The 16,881-nt window shown below is 56.9% G+C and carries 14 protein-coding genes; 7 read left to right on the forward strand and 7 right to left on the reverse strand.

The genetic code is table 11. The annotated features are described in order from the left end of the window. Positions 1–84: 84 nt before the first annotated feature. The 5 genes from ASE07_RS17145 to ASE07_RS17165 all read right to left on the reverse strand — a co-directional run bounded on the left by ASE07_RS17145 (position 85) and on the right by ASE07_RS17165 (position 5,381). Entirely contained in the window at positions 85–492 is a 408-nt protein-coding gene (locus ASE07_RS17145; RefSeq protein WP_057292060.1) for a hypothetical protein, read from the reverse strand. A 608-nt stretch (positions 493–1,100) separates the two neighbouring features. Beyond that, positions 1,101–2,063 (reverse strand): Bug family tripartite tricarboxylate transporter substrate binding protein, encoded by a 963-nt coding sequence (locus ASE07_RS17150; RefSeq protein ID WP_057292061.1) that lies wholly within the window; start codon positions 2,061–2,063, stop codon positions 1,101–1,103. A gap of 311 nt (positions 2,064–2,374) precedes the next feature. Continuing rightward, positions 2,375–3,265, reverse strand: coding sequence for an amidohydrolase family protein (locus ASE07_RS17155; RefSeq protein ID WP_082584220.1), 891 nt, complete (start codon positions 3,263–3,265; stop codon positions 2,375–2,377). After that, the gene (locus tag ASE07_RS17160) at positions 3,258–4,454 is read right to left on the reverse strand and encodes a CaiB/BaiF CoA transferase family protein (protein WP_057292062.1); all 1,197 of its coding nucleotides are present in this window, start codon (positions 4,452–4,454) and stop codon (positions 3,258–3,260) included. Before ASE07_RS17160 ends, ASE07_RS17155 begins: the two co-directional genes overlap by 8 nt. 48 nt (positions 4,455–4,502) lie before the next feature. After that, entirely contained in the window at positions 4,503–5,381 is an 879-nt protein-coding gene (locus ASE07_RS17165) for an HpcH/HpaI aldolase/citrate lyase family protein (protein WP_057292090.1), read from the reverse strand. A 95-nt stretch (positions 5,382–5,476) separates the two neighbouring features. Between ASE07_RS17165 and ASE07_RS17170 the strand changes: the two genes are divergently transcribed. Continuing rightward, entirely contained in the window at positions 5,477–6,352 is an 876-nt protein-coding gene (locus ASE07_RS17170; RefSeq protein WP_057292063.1) for a LysR substrate-binding domain-containing protein, read from the forward strand. A 421-nt stretch (positions 6,353–6,773) separates the two neighbouring features. Then, the gene (locus ASE07_RS17175) at positions 6,774–7,868 is read left to right on the forward strand and encodes a glutathione S-transferase family protein (protein ID WP_200960962.1); all 1,095 of its coding nucleotides are present in this window, start codon (positions 6,774–6,776) and stop codon (positions 7,866–7,868) included. A 715-nt stretch (positions 7,869–8,583) separates the two neighbouring features. On the opposite strand, the gene ASE07_RS17180 is transcribed toward ASE07_RS17175, so the two are convergent. Next, entirely contained in the window at positions 8,584–10,188 is a 1,605-nt protein-coding gene (locus ASE07_RS17180) for a serine hydrolase (protein ID WP_057292064.1), read from the reverse strand. 536 nt (positions 10,189–10,724) lie between these two features. Here ASE07_RS17180 and ASE07_RS17185 point away from each other — a divergent pair. Further along, positions 10,725–10,982, forward strand: a complete 258-nt coding sequence (locus tag ASE07_RS17185) for a DUF6582 domain-containing protein (RefSeq protein WP_057292065.1) — start codon at positions 10,725–10,727, stop codon at positions 10,980–10,982. A gap of 127 nt (positions 10,983–11,109) precedes the next feature. Here ASE07_RS17185 and ASE07_RS30720 read toward each other — a convergent pair whose 3' ends face one another. Next, a complete protein-coding gene (locus ASE07_RS30720) occupies positions 11,110–11,340 on the reverse strand; it encodes a DUF4214 domain-containing protein (RefSeq protein ID WP_082584221.1) in 231 nt (76 codons plus the stop codon). 801 nt (positions 11,341–12,141) lie between these two features. Between ASE07_RS30720 and ASE07_RS17190 the strand changes: the two genes are divergently transcribed. The 4 genes from ASE07_RS17190 to ASE07_RS17205 are packed head-to-tail and all read left to right on the forward strand — an operon-like array spanning position 12,142 to position 16,717. Next, complete coding sequence (locus tag ASE07_RS17190; RefSeq protein WP_057292066.1) at positions 12,142–13,068, forward strand: SDR family oxidoreductase; 927 nt, start codon at positions 12,142–12,144, stop codon at positions 13,066–13,068. A gap of 25 nt (positions 13,069–13,093) precedes the next feature. Beyond that, complete coding sequence (locus ASE07_RS17195) at positions 13,094–14,050, forward strand: ABC transporter permease (RefSeq protein ID WP_057292067.1); 957 nt, start codon at positions 13,094–13,096, stop codon at positions 14,048–14,050. Next, the gene (locus ASE07_RS17200) at positions 14,050–14,955 is read left to right on the forward strand and encodes an ABC transporter permease (RefSeq protein WP_057292068.1); all 906 of its coding nucleotides are present in this window, start codon (positions 14,050–14,052) and stop codon (positions 14,953–14,955) included. Before ASE07_RS17195 ends, ASE07_RS17200 begins: the two co-directional genes overlap by 1 nt. A gap of 55 nt (positions 14,956–15,010) precedes the next feature. After that, positions 15,011–16,717 carry an ABC transporter substrate-binding protein gene (locus ASE07_RS17205; RefSeq protein WP_057292069.1) on the forward strand — a complete coding sequence of 569 codons (1,707 nt, stop codon included), beginning with the start codon at positions 15,011–15,013 and terminating at the stop codon, positions 16,715–16,717. The last annotated feature ends 164 nt before the right edge of the window (positions 16,718–16,881 follow it).

Consider the following 16,881-nt stretch of genomic DNA (forward strand, 5'->3'; position numbering starts at 1 on the left):
CTGCCTGCCAATCGTGTTCGCGAACTGCTGCCACATCGCTGGACGCCTGCCTGATCAGCTCATCAAAATCCCGTCAAGGTGCCATCACCGGGTGCTTACGCCATTGGCGCTGGCCCAGGTGGCAAAGCCTCGCCGCAAGGAGTGGCCGCTGTACAGTTCGGGCGACACAACGCCGGCTTCCTTCAGGATCGAGCGCAGCAGCGGCACCAGGCTGTCAATGTGCAAGCCATCATCATTGACGTGCCCCCACCGGTCGATGCTCCGGAAAACCGCCCCCTCCCTAATTTGCGGAGCTGTCATCCATGCCAGATACCCGTCGACCGGGCACAGCCGTGACAGGGCAGGGGCCTTGAACGTTGATCCCTTGAGTTGGCGATCGCCCTTGGTCAATGGGAAATAGCAGCTCATGCCTTGGCCGGGAACCACCTCGACATGCTTGGCGCGCAGCCGAGTCAGTTCGTCGCCGCGGAAACCACGCCAGAATCCCAGCAACGGGATCTTCTAAAAAGTTTGCTGCGTACTTCGCGAAGGAATCGAAGTGAAGTACGCCGCGATGGACGAACTGCGCGCCGTACACCCATTGCCGGCGATGTGTAGGCTGCATGAAGTGTCGACGAGCTGCTATTACGCCTGGTGCAAGCGCAGCCAGTCAGTAAGTGCGCAATCGGAACTACCGCCGGAAATGTAGATTCGTGCGGCGCAACGAAAAGTACGGGAGTCGTGCGGCCCCGACCGACTGCAACGAGATCTGCCCGAGCATGATGTAGTCACCGGAGTGCACCACATCAAGCGCTTGCGCAAGAAACCTGGGCTTAGATGCAAGCATAAGCGCCGGTTTAAGGCGACAGCGGATTCGCGACACACTCGCCCAAATGCTCCTAACCTGCTCAACCAGGACTTCGCGTGCAGTGCTCCTAACCACGTCTTTTTGGCAGTCACATCGCCATTGGTACGCACCCGTTGCAAAAACCTTTCCATAGATGCTAAATTGACCCGAAAACTCGGCGAGCGGGCATGGGGGCCGTCAAACAAGCCGACGCAAGAAGAGGAGGGACGGCGATTCAATTATAAGAATGCTTTGACCCGCTATCCCTTTCTAATTAATCAACACTTATCTTGTTAGTTTTGACCAAAGCGGCCCAACGGGACATTTCCGTCTGCAGGAACTTCGCGAACTCGTCCGGTGAACTGCCAATCGGATCAAGCCCAAGTCCTTCTAATTTTTGGCGTGTGCCAGCGTCCTTGAGCGCAGTCTGAATTTCCTTATTCAGACGCGCCACAACGTCGTTGGGCGTGCCTTTTGGTACGAAGAAACCGTTCCATTCGAGGACCTCGAAGTTCTTAAATCCGCTTTCCGCCAGAGTCGGAACATCAGGCAAGTTGGCCATGCGCTTGGTCGATGTCACGGCGAGCGCTCGAAGCTTGCCCGATTTCACGTAGGTCAGCCCCGATGCGGCATTGGCAAAATAAGAGTCCACTTGTCCCCCCATTACATCGGTTAGCGCAGGAGCACCGCCTTTGTATGGAACATGCAGCAGATCAATCTTGGCCTGGTTCTTGAGCAATTCTCCGATCAAGTGCGCAGCGCTGCCGGCACCATAGGAGGCATAGGTAAGCTTGCCCGGATTCTTGCGCGCATAATCGAGAAACTCTTGCACCGTCTTATACGGTGCTGTCGGCGGTACGACGAAGACATTCGGCACCGTGACGGCTAACGACACCGGCATCAGGTCCTTTACCGCATCGAAGGGCATTTTGCGAATTGCCGGGTTTACGGCGAATGCAGAAGCATCATAAAGCACGGTGTAGCCATCCGGCTCGGCGCGGGCGACAGTCTGTGCGCCAATGATGCCGCTACCGCCCGGGCGGTTCTCGATGACCACTTGCTGCCCGAGATTACTGGAAAGTGTGTTCGCGATAACCCGCGCTGCGTTGTCGGCACCGCCACCCGGAGAATAGGGCACGACCAGACGGATCGGTTTCGACGGATAGGCTTGCGCTTGGGCCAGGACTGGCGAGCAGGCTACGGCCAAGCTAACGATCAGTTTTTTTAAAAGAGACATGAGTTCCTCTGAGTAGTTGAGTTGGTAACACCACGGTTTTTACACTATGGCAATGTGATTGACTGCCCGGGCGGGTGCTCCAGCGTTTGTTCGCCACGTCTCCATTTAACCTTATTTCGCCGTGATGGGCTTTTCCTGAGCGATGGGGCGCCACTTGTTCAGCTCTTTACGCACGTATCCGGAAATCTGCTCTTAGTAACCGAAGAGGTGGATTGCGTACCTTGCTGTGTAAAGCGCGCACGCCTGCAGATAGTTAGCGCTACGATGGTACCGTTTAAATAAGTCATCGTCGTCTCGTTGATTCATTCTGCCTATACCGAGTCGAATCCGTACAGTCGGGCGGGGTTGTCCACAAGGATACGGCGCCGGAGCGCCTCGGTGCTACTCCAGTGAGCCAGCAGGTCATACAGCAAGGCATCGTCCGGCTTGAAGCTGGCCTCGGTGATGTGCGGCCAGTCACTACCCCATACCAGCCGATCCGGCGCGGTGCGTACCCATGCCATCGCCACAGCGTCCATGTCTGAATAGCGTCCGGCAGCGCCGACGCAGGAATCCAGATACGCCCCCGACAGTTTCAGCCATGCTTTGCCGGATGCCAGCAGGGCAGATACATATGCAAACGCAGGGTGCGCAGTACCGGCGGGCAAGGGCAGGCGGGCCAGATGGTCGAATACCAGCGCCGTGGGCAGGCGCGCCAGCAGGTCACGGTGCGTGACGATCTGGTCGGCAGTCCAGTGCAATTGCAAATGCCACCCCAGCTCGGCGACGCGATGGGCAAGCACCTCCACCATCTCGAAGCCTACCACCGCATGGGACTTTGTATAAAGGGAGAAGCGGATGCCACGGATACCCCCTGCATGCAGGGCGTGCAACGTGTCGTCCGAGACATCCGGCTGCAATACGGCAACGCCGCGTGTATTGGCTACGCCTAATTGCTCGATTGCGTCGAGCGTAGCGCTGTTGTCTGTTCCATAGCAACGAGGTTGCACGATGACCGCACGACTTGTACCAAGCAGTGTTTGCACGCCGCGGTAGTCTCGCGCTGTAGCATTTTCCGCTACGGGCCCAATCGCCGGAAAACGCGCGTCGTAGATGTGCAGGTGAGCATCGCAGGCGTTGATGAGCGCTGTGCTGCGCGGCGCGTGGTTTGCCGAACTGTTCGGCACCAATCGGGGCAGGCCGGTGGAGCGCGTGTCAGACATGCCGTGCCAGCCTGTCCGCGGCGTCGCGGACCATGTCCCCGTGCTGGTCGAGCGCGGGCGCGGCAAACGGCTCCGGGCCAGGCGTGCGCCCGAACTTCACGGCACGCGTGAAGCCGCGATAACGTCCGACCACCGGATGATCGAACGTTGCCAACATCTGTTCCGCCAAGACTTGGGGAAAATCGAACATGTCCTCTACCGAGCGCGCGGCAGCGCACGGCACTTCCTCGCCGAAAACGTTCTCCCATTCGATTGCCGAACGTTCCTGCAATGCCGCGTGAAGACGGGGGACGATTTCATCGTGATGCGCGGCGCGCTTGCGCACGGTGTCGTAGCGATCGGTCGATAGCAAATCAGCTAAACCGGCCTTCTCGCACAGTGCCCGCCAAAAATGCGGGGTATTGGCCGAGATGTAGATGTAGCCGTCCTTGGTTGGATGAATGCCAGTAATTCCGCCAGAACGCATGTCACGTCCGACCTCCCTGGGCTCCGATTCGGCCCAGACCATGCGGGCCGACTGCATTGTTAGCGCTGCACGCAGCAGCGAAACGCCGACATACTGCCCAGTTCCGCTCTTCTCACGCTCGTAGAGTGCGGAAGAAACCGCTCCTGCAACCAACGCCGACGCATAGTAATCAACCACAGAGCCGTACAAAATCTCCGGTGGCCCACCATACTTGCCCTGTAGCGTGCACATGCCGGTCATCGTCTGTAGCACCTGATCGTAACCGGCTTTATCCTTTAGCGGGCCAGTCTCGCCGTAGCCGGTAACGGCGCAATAGATCAGGCGCGAGTTAATGGTACGGAGCTGCTCGTAGCCAATGCCGAGCCGGCCCGGTACACTGGGACGAAAGTTATGAACCAGCACATCCGCATTCCGCACCAACGCCAGTAGTCGCTCTAGATCGACTGGATTCTTCAAGTCCAGCACGACGCCCAACTTGCTTCTGTTAACACCCAGAAAAGCCCGGCTTTCGACCTCCAGTGTCGAAGGGTACTTGCGCAGGTTGTCGCCCGCCGGCGGCTCGACCTTGATCACGTCCGCACCTTGGTCGGCGAGCAATGAGCAGCCATACGGACCCGCGATGTAGGCGCTCAGGTCGAGTACGCGCACACCGCTCAGCGGACCTGGCTGTCCCGAGCGGCTCGTGCTCACGAAGTCGTCCCCGGCAGTGGTGTTGGTTTGCATGCAGCCTCCGATTAGCTATGGATTGATGTGGTATAGCGCGATGCAGTGTCAAGCAGAGATCAGTCCGAGCCGCTCGGCAATCTCGACCGTCGCCCGTGCACGCCGGACGAAGGGAGCGTCGATCATCTTTCCATCCACGACGTAGGCTCCTACGCCATCGGCATGCGCTTGGGCGGCCGCTGCCATAACCCGCAGCGCGTGCGCGATCTCCTTGTCGGACGGACGAAAGACATCGTTAGCCAACGCGATCTGACTTGGATGGATACAGCTCTTCCCCAGGAAACCCATCTGCCGGGAAATTTCTGCTTCGGCCCGGAAGCCTTCGGCATCGCCAATGTTGGCGAACACCGTGTCATAGGCGTAAACGTTAGCTTCGGCAGCCGCCATCCGGACGGCGAACATGCCTGAGGTAATAGCTACCGTGTTGTCCCGATGAATACCAGCTGGCTCAAACAAGTCGCCCAAGCCAAGTTGCAGGCCTGCCACGCGCGGATGCGCGGATGCCAGCTCTGCAGCACAACGCAGTGCCTTTGGCGATTCAATGTTTAGCAACAATTGAACCTTTGCGTCCTCGTCGGTAAAGCCGTTATTCCGCTCAGCCTGTTCGATGAGCGCTGCCGCACGGCGAACGTCCTCGATACTCTCCGGCTTTGGCAGGTTAATCAGGTGCAGGCCCGGCACCACAACTGCGGCCAGATCGGCCTGGCAATGTCCGGTGTCGAGACCATTGACACGAACAATCAAGGTTTTAGTCGTCGACCGTGTCGCAGTAGAACGCAACAGTTGGGACAGTAGATCACGTGCCAGGGCTTTTTTCTCTTCGGCAACCGCATCTTCTAAATCGAACGACAGTGCATCCGCGTCGCTTGCGAGTGCCTTGGCGAAAAATTCGGGTCGTGAACCGGGGACGAATAACTTGCTTCTCATGGCGGACACTTGTTCGTAGTAGGGTGAAGTAGAGTATTCTTCAAAAATAGAAAAAGATAAACTATGCATTCCTATCTTTAAACAATAGAAATTCTATGGAAACGGGCTATCTCAAGGCATTCAGCTTAGTGGTGGAAACCGGTACGCTAGCTGAGGCCGCAAGAAGACTCGGCGTGACTCCAGCGGCAATCGCTCAACAGATCCAAGTGCTTGAGCGCGAGCTTGGAACGCAGTTACTGGCAAGGGCTGGCCGTTCAGTAACGCCTACCGAATCCGGACAACGCCTCGCAGCGCGCTGTGTCTCGCTGCTTAGGGAAGTCGATGCGCTAAGGGGCTGGGTGAACCAGGCAGACGAGGTACACGAGCTTTGCATTGGCACCATTAATACAGCGCTCCACAGTATTTTGCCGGATGCACTGGCACGTTTTGCGGCCAAGCATTCGGGGGTGTCCGTCCATATCAGGTCTGCCATGTCAAGCGAGCTCTATGAGGCGGTGAAGCAGTCGCAACTTGACGCGGCCGTCTGTCTGCATCCTCCATTTCCCATCTCAAAGGCCTTTGCATGGGAGCTGTTGCGCAACGAACCACTGGTCGTGCTTGCAGCGCAACGGGACCGAAAAACGGATCCGCTTGAACTGTTGCGCACCAGGCCACTAATCCGCTACGACCGCAGTCTCGGTGGAGGTAAGCAGGCCGATGATTACCTACGCAAGGCCAATATCACGCCAACACAAGAGCGCTTTGAACTGAGCTCGCTCCTCGCAATCGCGATGATGGTGGATCGAGGCTTGGGGGTGGCGCTGGTCCCTGACATCGCGTCGCCGCTAACAGCAGGCCTGCAAATTGTAAAACTTCACTTGCCGTCCGAACCGGAGCCGCGGAGGTTTGGATTGCTGTGGCGAAGGATGTCGCGCAGCGAAAGCTTGATCAGATCTTTTCTTGAACAAGCTCGCCTTGCGGCTCGCGCCTAGTCGCTTTTGAAGGAAATGTTGGAACAAACCACTTGGCGGCAATACAACTACTTCAGTCTTCGGTCCTGCGACAACTACAGCGGTTCACAATTCAATGTAAGGGATAGCCGCAATGGTTAAACCATCCTTTGGCGTCGTTAGCAGTGATGCCGTTGATCGCATTCCTTGACGCTTCATCGAGCGCTTCCCGAGTTCGTGCCTTGGCCGTGCGTAGCGACGTACCGGTCTTCCAGGGTTAAGCAGGCACGACGTGCTTGCGTTTCAACGTTGTCCTATTACCGTTGTGAGGCTGATCGATTAGAAATTCGCACAAAGGTATGGCTATCAATGATGACGGAAAAAATATAGTACGAGCGTGCTTTTCACTGTTAACATAGTCATCTTACGGCGCTGGCAATGGCGCAAATTTGCCGGAGGGGTTATGCAAAACATGTCATATCAGTTGTACGGAGCGGACATCAGTTACTTCACTGGCAAGGTGCGAGCCTATCTGCGCTGGAAGAATATTCCATTCGAAGAAATTGCATCCGATGCTGGTGTGTATAAGGAGATTATTCTTCCCCGATTGGGATTTCCTGTTATTCCCGTAGTGATCGCCCCAGATGGCACCTGTCTGCAAGACAGCACGGAAATCATTGACGCGCTGGAATTACACCACACCGGACCGTCGGTTTATCCAGATACGCCGCGCCAGCGTCTCGCTTCGCTATTACTGGAAACATATGGGGACGAGTGGCTCGTCATACCGGCGATGCACTATCGATGGCATTACAACAGGGAATGGGCAATCCAAGCGTTCGGAGCACTTAATGCGCCCAATGCGTCAGCTGCGCAGCAACGGGAGATCGGCGCCCGACGTGCTGGACCCTTTGCCAATGCCGCTGTATTGCTCGGAGCAGAGCCGCACATGCATTCTGCTATTGAAGCTTCTTACGAAAGCCTGCTGGACGACTTGTCGCGGCACTTCGCATGTCATCCTTTCCTATTCGGTGATCGGCCCTCCATTGCCGACTTCGGACTTATCGGCCCGCTCTATGCTCACCAGTACCGGGACCCAAAAAGCGGCGAACACATGCGCAAGAAAGCGCCGCTTGTGGCGCAGTGGGTCGAGCGAATGCAGAATCCAATACCACTGAGTGGAGGCTTTTTGCCAGATGACGAAATACCGCAAACTTTGCTTCCGGTATTGCGCCGGATGTGCATCGAACAGCTACCGGTACTTGCTGATTCTGCACGCCAGGTGCGTCAATGGATAAAAGAACATCCGGGCGAGGAACTGCCTCGCGCCATCGGTAAGCATTCATTCATGCTTGAGGGGCGAGAAGGCCAACGCATTATCCGCCCGTACAGTCTGTGGATGTTGCAGCGCGCCCGTGACTACTATCGATCGCTTCATGCAGAAGACAAAGCGGCAACAGAGGCCATGCTACAGAGAGTAGGTGGAGATGTATTCATCGATTTCGAGGATCCGCCCAGATTAGCGCGAGCCGGTCTGAGCGTTAAGGTGGCACAATAATCTTTGCGCTCGAATGTAGACTAACGCGATGGTACGGCGACATCGCGAGACGCGATTCTTGCCGCATCTCATTCTAAGAATCAGCCAGAACTGGTTTGCGAATCTTTAGCGGCTTTGTAGATCAGCTATCGTTTCCTGAATGATTTCGGGTCGCTTATTCGTAATTCCCTGGTGCATGTCCTGCCTTCACTGACAGCTACCTGCCAGTCGTGCCTAGTATCACGGAAAACAGGACCGATTCACTATATAGGGTCGCACTCGGTAGTAGACAACTGAATTTCGCATGGCAGGTAGCCGATGCGAAGCGACGGATAAGTATTGACTGCTTCCCGCACCAGTTCAATTCCGGCTTTGCCAAGCAATCCGACATCAGCGAGGAGTACATCGAAAACCTTGCCCTATAAGAGTTCGAGCGCGTCCTCTGCACTTGAGGCCCGGTGGCGGATGGCGCAGCACGTCCAGCAATTTGCACAGCATCTGCAGGGAGTCTGTGCCATAGCCGTGGTCAGCTTTCGGTTCTGGCCGGTACAGGCAATTGAACAGGGGTTCCGGTTTGGCGCAGGCCGGCGGCTAGGGGGCGAACCATATCGTCCGGCTCGAAAGCGGCCTTTACTTCCGGAGCAGCGTAGCAAGCGATTGGGCTGGGCCCCTCTCCGGGTTGCGGCATGCATGCGGCATGAAGCTCGGTCCGCATGCATGCATTGTCGGACGTGCATCAACGTACGAACGAGCCCAGCCCATGGTCATCATAGAATTCGAGCACCACCTTGTCGGGCGAGAAGCTGGCCTTCGAGATGGTGCCGGGCGGTGCGTTTTCGTTGTTGAGCATGAAGGTAAATACATTGCCGTCCCAATGTGACAGCCTGAACGTCATTGGTTGCGGCCCCAGGCGCAGTTCCAGCGTGCCCTGGTTGTCGACCACCTGCAGGGGACCGTAGTACGCGTTCTGATAGGTGCCGGTGTACACGGCAAACGCCTGTGCGGGAGCGGGGTTGGCTGGTTTTGCGACATCGACTAGCGATCCTTCCGGGTCGAGCAGCGGTGAGATTTTCTGTCTGTACAGCGTCTCCCAGTCCTGCTGCACGCTACCGAACTGCACCAGGTCCGAGAACTGCGCCGCCACCGCTTCGGGCACGCCGGTCGGAGAGGCATTGGTCAGGACGACGATCGCCACGTCGGCCGAGGGGATGGCGGTAAAGCTGGTCGCCGCGCCGAGGGCGAATGCGCCCGAATGACTGATGACCGTCCTCCCGGAAGCGGAAGTACTGACGTTGAAACCGTAGCCATAAAAACCGGCACGCTCATCGGCGCTGGTCGGCGAACCCGAAATCATTTGCGGAGAAATCGCGGGCAGCAGCGAGGCCGGATCGACGATCTGGCGACCGCCATACGAGCCGTCAGCCAGCAGGAAGGTGAGCCACTTCGCCATGTCGTTGACCGACGAACTGACGCCGCCGGCGGGAGATTGCGCATCGGGATTGCGCTCCTCTCCAGGAACATAGCTTCCATTTACGTTGACATGGGTGACCGCACGGTTCGCGCGCGCCTTGTAATCAGCGAATCGCGAACTGGTCGATGCCATGCCTATGGGTTGGTAGATCGCCTGCTCCGACAGCGTTGCCCAATCGCGCTGCGCTGCCACGGCAACCGCTTCCGCAGCTGTTGTCAGGCCGAAGTTAGTGTACTCATAGGTGTTACGGAAAGAGGCAAGCGGAAGAAACCGGAGCCGCTGGAGAACTTCCATGCGGCCGTAGCCGAGATCTTCGAGTTTGTCGCCGGCGTGATCCGGCAAGCCGGACCGATGGGAGAACAGGTCGCCGATGGTGACCCTCTCGCTGACATAGGGGTCAGCCAGCGTAAACCGGGGCAATCTTGTGCGCACCGGCATTTCCCATTTAACTGTGCCGGCTCCGACCTGCTGTGCCACTACCGTTGCGGCGAGCGACTTCGACAGCGACGCGAGCTGAAACACGGTGTCTGGATCCACTTTCGCCGGCTGGCCGGCTTTCCGTACACCAAAGCCTTTGGCATAGACGGTTTCGCCGCGATGCACCACGGCGATCGCCATTCCCGGAACCCCCGTCCGGACCAGGATATCCTCGGCCACTGCATCGAGTCTGCCGATCGCTTGCGCAATTTGGCCCTCGGGAATCGGAACCGCCGACGCAGAGCCCGGCGAAACGGTTTCCGGCTGGCCAGCAGCTTCGGACTCGACCGCCGCCAGCACTACTGTCGAGTCTGCCGCCGTGCCGCCGCCGCAGGCGGTCAAAGACACGCAAGCTGCGAGAGCGAGCGAGATCGAACAAAAAAGATAGCGCATAGGATTGTCCTTCAGACGTGTTTGGCTTGACCGCTGAGTGGGATGAGGCGGGGTGAGGGCCGCCATCAGAGTGGCTGGCAGGATTCAATCTAGTGTGCAGGCCGATCGCATCCAAGGAAGATCCGAAGAATCCCCGCTTAGGCTGACTTTTCACAATGCTTTTTATGGGAGGCAACCGAAAACGCGTGTTATGCGCACGTGTGATGCACAAGGCACTTGCGCTTGAGACAGGCTATGACATCTCAAGTGCGTAGCCTGTTTTGGACCTTCAACGGCTGATCTGAGGGAGCCGTATGGCAGCTACGGGTAGTTAGCGCCATTCCCTGCCATTGACGCCACTGTCCGGAAGGTAATTTACAGCCGCCGACGGTTCCCAAAGGCCCTATTATTGCGGGCAACCAAGAGCCGCCATTTGAAGTTCGATCGCCGGCGCCCGCTTCAAGCTCTACTGCAGACTGCCAGCTGTTCAGCAACACGAACAAATGAACCTGCCGTTCGGTTCAGGTCTAACCGACAACAGGGAGCAAGGAGGTTTCATGAGCAAGCTTGATCAGGAACAGCGGGACGACATTCCGGCCCGGCAATTCGCCTTTCCCAAACAGCGCAAGGAACCGCTGGAGGATGCAAGCCATGTACGCAATGCCATCGCACGTTTTAATCAGGTCCAGGGCGTGACGGACGCGGAGCGTGACGAAGCATGGGCGCGTATCCGTGCGGCGGCGCGCGAGTTTGACGTCAAACTTGATGAGGGCGACTGGCGCGAGCTCAGGGAAGGTGGGAAGGGCAAGCGCTGAGCAGGAACGCCGAGCGGTAAGCCTACTGCCGCTGGAATGTCATACCTTGCTGCTAGGAGCTGTGCATGACACGGGAGCGCCCAAAGTGCGCGTGATACCCCGGTAAGTTCTATGGCGGTACGTGCAATCAGGCGATTGGTACGTATTCCATTCCGGTTTGCATTACCCCGACCAAGGCGGCCTTGTTTTCTTGGCTTTCATTGAACCCGATCCGTACGTCTGCACGGCTCCATTGATTGGTGTCCCGTAGATTCGTCCATGTTGTAAATCCTCCGGGGTAGGGGACTCTATGCAATACGTTTTGATATAGCAAATTGACGAAACCGCTAGTAGGGAGACTTGTCCCATAGCGTCCAATGAATTCATCCTATCGCTGGAAAAGACTGGAAACTTCATTGAGGCTATGCCTGGCGTCAAGATAATTAATCCAAGTGCCAAGTCCACCGGGATCAGGCTTACGATCAGATGCCGATTGATCCAGCCATTGCATAGTGGTCTACGGCGCTCGGTAGCGGACATCGACTGGCACATCGACGATTGCCGTAACACCTCCGCTTGGACAAAAGCTCCGTACAAGACGTCAGTCCCTGAGAGTATGCGAAGCAGAAAGTTTGCCCAGGCGTCTATTTTCCCTTCGCCCCTAAACTACATATCCGCGCTCTGGCCGGTCAAGCACCGTCATCTTCTTGGCGGAAGCTCACCGTCCTACCAGGCTGCATGCTGCATGGCAGCGAATCGCCAGCGCAGCGGTGGCTGTAAATGATTTGATCGACAGCTACAAGAGCGCGGTCGGTTGTGCGGACGGATCAGATACTACATGAGATCTCTCCAATGCCACTGGTACATACCAGTCCCGCCTCACGAATCAATATTCCCGCTTTGACATGCGCAGGGAGCGCCGGTGTTGCGTGTCCCGTAGTTTGGCATATCCATGACTTCAATTTAACATACCAATGCATCAATTAATGGCGTAACTGGCCGCGTAAAAAATATGGACAAGTAGGAACCAATTTTGAAACAATGGCCAAAAACCGCCTATTAATGTATTATTTCGACTCATATCGGGTCGGATATAGTCAGTTTCTATAGCCGAAACGATATCGTAATATACATACTCAACAATCAAATATATAAAAAGACAATTTTGGAGACATCCCGAATGGGTATCGAATTTAGCGGCCGCGTGGCTATCGTCACGGGCGCCGGGGGCGGTTTGGGCCGTCAGTATGCTCTGGCTCTCGCTCGGCGGGGGGCAAGGGTTGTTGTCAACGACCTGGGTGGCGCGATCGACGGCTACGGAAGTTCCATCGGTGCGGCCCAGAGGGTCGTTGAAGAAATCCGAGCGGCAGGTGGCGAAGCAATCGCCAACGGCGCGTCGGTGATCGATTTCACGGAGGTGGAAGCGATGGTCGATCAGGCTCTCAACGAGTGGGGGCGGGTCGATATCCTAGTCAACAACGCCGGCATCTTGCGCGATAAGTCCTTTGCAAAGATGGATCTGGACGACTTCCGCCAAGTCGTCGATGTTCATCTGATGGGAGCGGTCAACTGTACTAAAGCGGTCTGGCCGCACATGAATGCGCAGCAGTACGGCCGGATCGTAATGACGACTTCGTCGTCCGGTCTGTATGGCAACTTCGGCCAGTCCAACTACGGGGCTGCCAAGATGGCGCTGGTCGGCCTGATGCAGACGCTTTCGATCGAAGGTGCGAAGAACAACATCCGCGTCAACTGCCTCGCTCCGACTGCGGCGACACGCATGACCGAAATGCTGATGCCTGCGGAGGTGCTCACCGCGCTCAAGCCTGAAGCCGTCGTGCCCGCAATGCTGGTGTTGGTGCACGAGGATGCGCCGACACGCGCCATTCTGTGCGCTGGCGCGGGCACATTCGAGGCAGCCCACATCACGATGACGCAGGGCTTGCATATCGGGATCTCCGCTGACGCCCCGGAACGCCTGGCCAGTCAACTCGCGTTGGTGACCGACCGTCATGACTCCATCGTGCCGGACAGCGCTGCTATTCAAGGAACCAACGAGATCACCAAGGCGATGGTTGCTGCAACGAAGCATGGAGCAGTGCAATGAGCCGACACTCTCTCCCGGGGGCTTGATGCGTGCCTACATCCTGCGGCGCCTGATCGCCCTGATTCCTACGATTTTCTTTGCGAGCCTCATCGTCTTCGTCTCGGTAAGGCTGATTCCGGGCGACGTCATTGATCTCATGTTGAGCCAAAACGATATCTCTGCCGACAAGTTGACCAGGGAACAACTCGTCGCGGCTCTAGGTCTCGACAGGCCAATGTGGTCACAGTACCTGCGCTGGATTGGCGCAATAGTGTTGCGCGGTGACCTTGGTTCGTCCCTTTGGCAAAACGTGCCGGTGACTCAACTCCTTGCCGCCCGACTCCCCGTGACGCTGCAACTCGGCGCGATGGCGCTTTTCGTTGCGTTACTGATCGCTATTCCGATTGGCGTTTATTCGGCCATTCGACAGGATACGTTTGGCGACTACATTTCACGATCGTTTGCGATCCTGCTGCTTGCGGTTCCTGGTTTCTGGCTCGGCACGATGGTGATGGTTTTCCCGTCGATGTGGTGGGGCTGGTCGCCAGAAGTCAATTTCGTCGGCTTCGTCCAGGACCCCTGGCAGAACATCAAGCAGATGATCTTGCCGGCAATCATTCTCGGTGCTTCGCTGGCGGCGATAACGATGCGGCTCATGCGAACGATGATCCTCGAGGTGCTGCGTCAAGACTACATCCGGACCGCTTGGGCAAAAGGATTGCCGGAGGGATTGGTGGTTGTGCGCCACGCATTGCGCAATAGCCTGATCCCGGTAATCACCCTGATCGGACTGCAGGCTCCGCTCCTCGTTGGAGGCGCGGTGATTATTGAGACGATCTTCGTTATCCCGGGAATGGGCCTCTTGTTGCTCGACGCGGTCAACCAGCGCGATTACCCAATTATCACCGGGGTATTTCTCATCGTTGGCATAGCGGTGATGCTGATCAATCTGCTCGTAGATCTGAGCTACGGGCTGCTCGACCCGAAAGTGAGGTATCGCTGATGTCCCACAATACAGTTAACGCAGTCGGCGTCGCCCCGCCAGCTGCGTTTGGAAAAAAGAAGCCCGCCGGCTTCGTCAAACGACTATTCCGGGACAAGCCGCTTGGTGCAGCGGGCGGAATCGTTCTCCTGTTTTTCCTGCTTGTCGGGATTTTCGCGGACTACATTGCACCATTCGGATTTAGCGAAATGGCACCAGTCGAACGGCTGAATTCGCCGTCAATGCGGCACTGGTTCGGAACAGACAACCTTGGACGTGATGTGCTATCGCGCTGCATCTACGGAGCACAGCTGTCGGTGATCATCGGCTGCTCCGCAGCAGTACTGGCGACCGTTATCTCGACACTGATCGGTGTGGCCAGCGGCTATATCGGTGGGAAGTTCGACCTCGTTGTCCAGCGATTCGTTGATGCATGGATGAGCTTCCCCGACCTGATCGTTTTAATCGTCGTCGTCTCCGTTGTCGGGCCGGGAATGCCCCAGACCATATTCACACTCGGGCTTCTATTAGGCATCGGCGGCTCCCGGATCGTGCGCAGCGCAGTTGTCGGCGTCCGGGAGAACATGTACATCCACGCGGCCAAGTCGATGGGCGCGTCGCCAATGCGAATTCTCTGGTGCCACATTCTTCCAAACGTAATGGCGCCAATTATTGTGTTGTTTACGACGCGGGTCGGAACGGTGATCCTGGCTGAGTCGAGCATCGCCTTTCTCGGGCTGGGAGTTCCCCCGCCGGCGCCAACCTGGGGCGGAATGCTCTCGGGCAGTGGGCGTACCTATATGTTGCAAGGACCCTGGCTCGCATTAGCGCCAGGAATATGCCTGACGGCGGTCGTCTATGCCACGAACGTATTCGGCGACGCGCTGCGCGACCTGCTCGACCCGCGCATGCGCGGGTCGCGCTGAAGGCCCGGTGCATGCAGCACCGCTTCTTTCCACCTGCGTCTAAAGGAAATTTCAAGTGAATATCGCTTTCCCCGCACGCCGTTTGAGTTCCGCCGTCACAGCTATCGCGCTGACGGTAGCCTTTGCTTCGTCATACGCACAAGTCAAGGAAAAGCCGCAATACGGCAGCGAGCTGAACATCGGCAACATCTACATGACCGTCAACCCCATGTCGCCTGATACCAACGATTGGGCGTGGAAACATAGCCAGGATACTGGCCTTGCGTACGAACAGCTGTTCTCTGCAGACCTCGGCAAAGCGGCACGCAATGGCGGCAAGTACGCCTTCACGGCCGATGCCTGGCTGCCAACCGATGGCATGCGCGGCGAGTTGGCAGAGAAATGGGAGATGAAACAAAACCCGTTGCGCGTCGAAGTGCAATTGCGAAAAGGCGTGATGTGGGCTGCCAAGCCCGGCGTCATGGAGTCGCGCGAATTCGTGGCGGACGATGTGGTGTTTGCATTCGACCGCGTCAACAAGAGCCCGAAGAAGATCCCGGCTTACTTCGACTTCGTCGAGAAAGTCGAGGCGAGCGGCAAGCATCAGGTCACCTACTTCCTGAAGAACTACAACGCTGAATGGGACTACCGCCTGGGCTACGGTTACTACTCCGGCATTCTCCCCAAGGAAGTTGTTGTCGCAGGCGCTGGTAACTGGAAGAACGTCACGGGAACCGGGCCATTTCAGGTGGCTGATTATGTGCAGGGCAACTCGCTGATCTACACGAAAAATCCTAACTACTGGGACTCGGACATGGTCGATGGTCAGAAGTACAAGCTGCCATTCGTCGACAAGATCACCTACCGCTACATTAAGGACGAACAGACGACCCTAACGGCGTTCCGTACAGCAAAGATCGACTTGCTCGAGGCTGTGCGTTGGAATCATGTCGACGAGATGAAGAAGACCGTGCCGAAGATCCGTTGGAATCGATACCTTGCCAATGGTGGCCAGTTCGTCGCTCTACGTTTCGATCAGAAACCGTTCGACGACATTCGTGTGCGGCAGGCGCTTAACCTGGCCATCAACCGACAAGAGATTATCAATGCGTACTACGGCGGCAACGCCGAGATTCTTGCTTGGCCGATGCACCCAACCTATACCGGATATTTCCAGGCATTGGAGAACATGCCCGACACGGTGAAAGAGATCTATACGTATAACCCGAAAAAGGCCAAGCAACTGCTTGCGGATGCAGGTTATCCGAACGGTTTCAGCTTCAAGGTTCAGACTTCATCAGCCAACTCAGAGAACGACCTACTCCAAATGGTCGCTGCATACCTGGAGAAGATCGGCGTAAAAATGCAGATTCAGACGCTTGAGTACGGTGCCTACTTCTCCGCGATGATTACAAAGACCAATGCACCGGGGTACTTCATGTTGATGGGAAATACCAGCCCTACGACCGCATTGCGTAAAAGTTTCGTTAAGGGCCAGGTGTGGAATCCGATGCAGTTCAGTGACCCCGAAGTCGACAAAAAGATTGCCGAGATCTACGAGGAGCCTGACGAACGTGTGCGAAAGATCAAGGTGCGTTTGATGACGCGCGAAGTGCTGGCAACCGCACCGGTGATCCTCCTGCCGACCCCGTACGTGTACACCGGCTGGTGGCCGTGGGTGAAAAATTACGGTGGAGAACTGCGTGCCGGCGCCGAGCGCCCCGGTCCCATTCACGCCCGCATCTGGGTCGATCAAGCGCTGAAAAAGCAGATGGGTTACTGATGCCGCGATAGGCCCCACTGGACGGGGATGGCCGTTCAACCGGGATCGGGATGGTACCTCTCGTCCCGGTGAGCGATGTAGCAGCGAGATGCGGGTGCGTCTCGCAGACTTGGAATAAGAGGATGGCGACGGCAGCCTAGCACCACCGTTGCCTCCGCGGGGAG

The organism is Noviherbaspirillum sp. Root189 (assembly GCF_001428545.1).
In the GTDB taxonomy this organism is placed as follows: Bacteria; Pseudomonadota; Gammaproteobacteria; order Burkholderiales; family Burkholderiaceae_D; genus Noviherbaspirillum.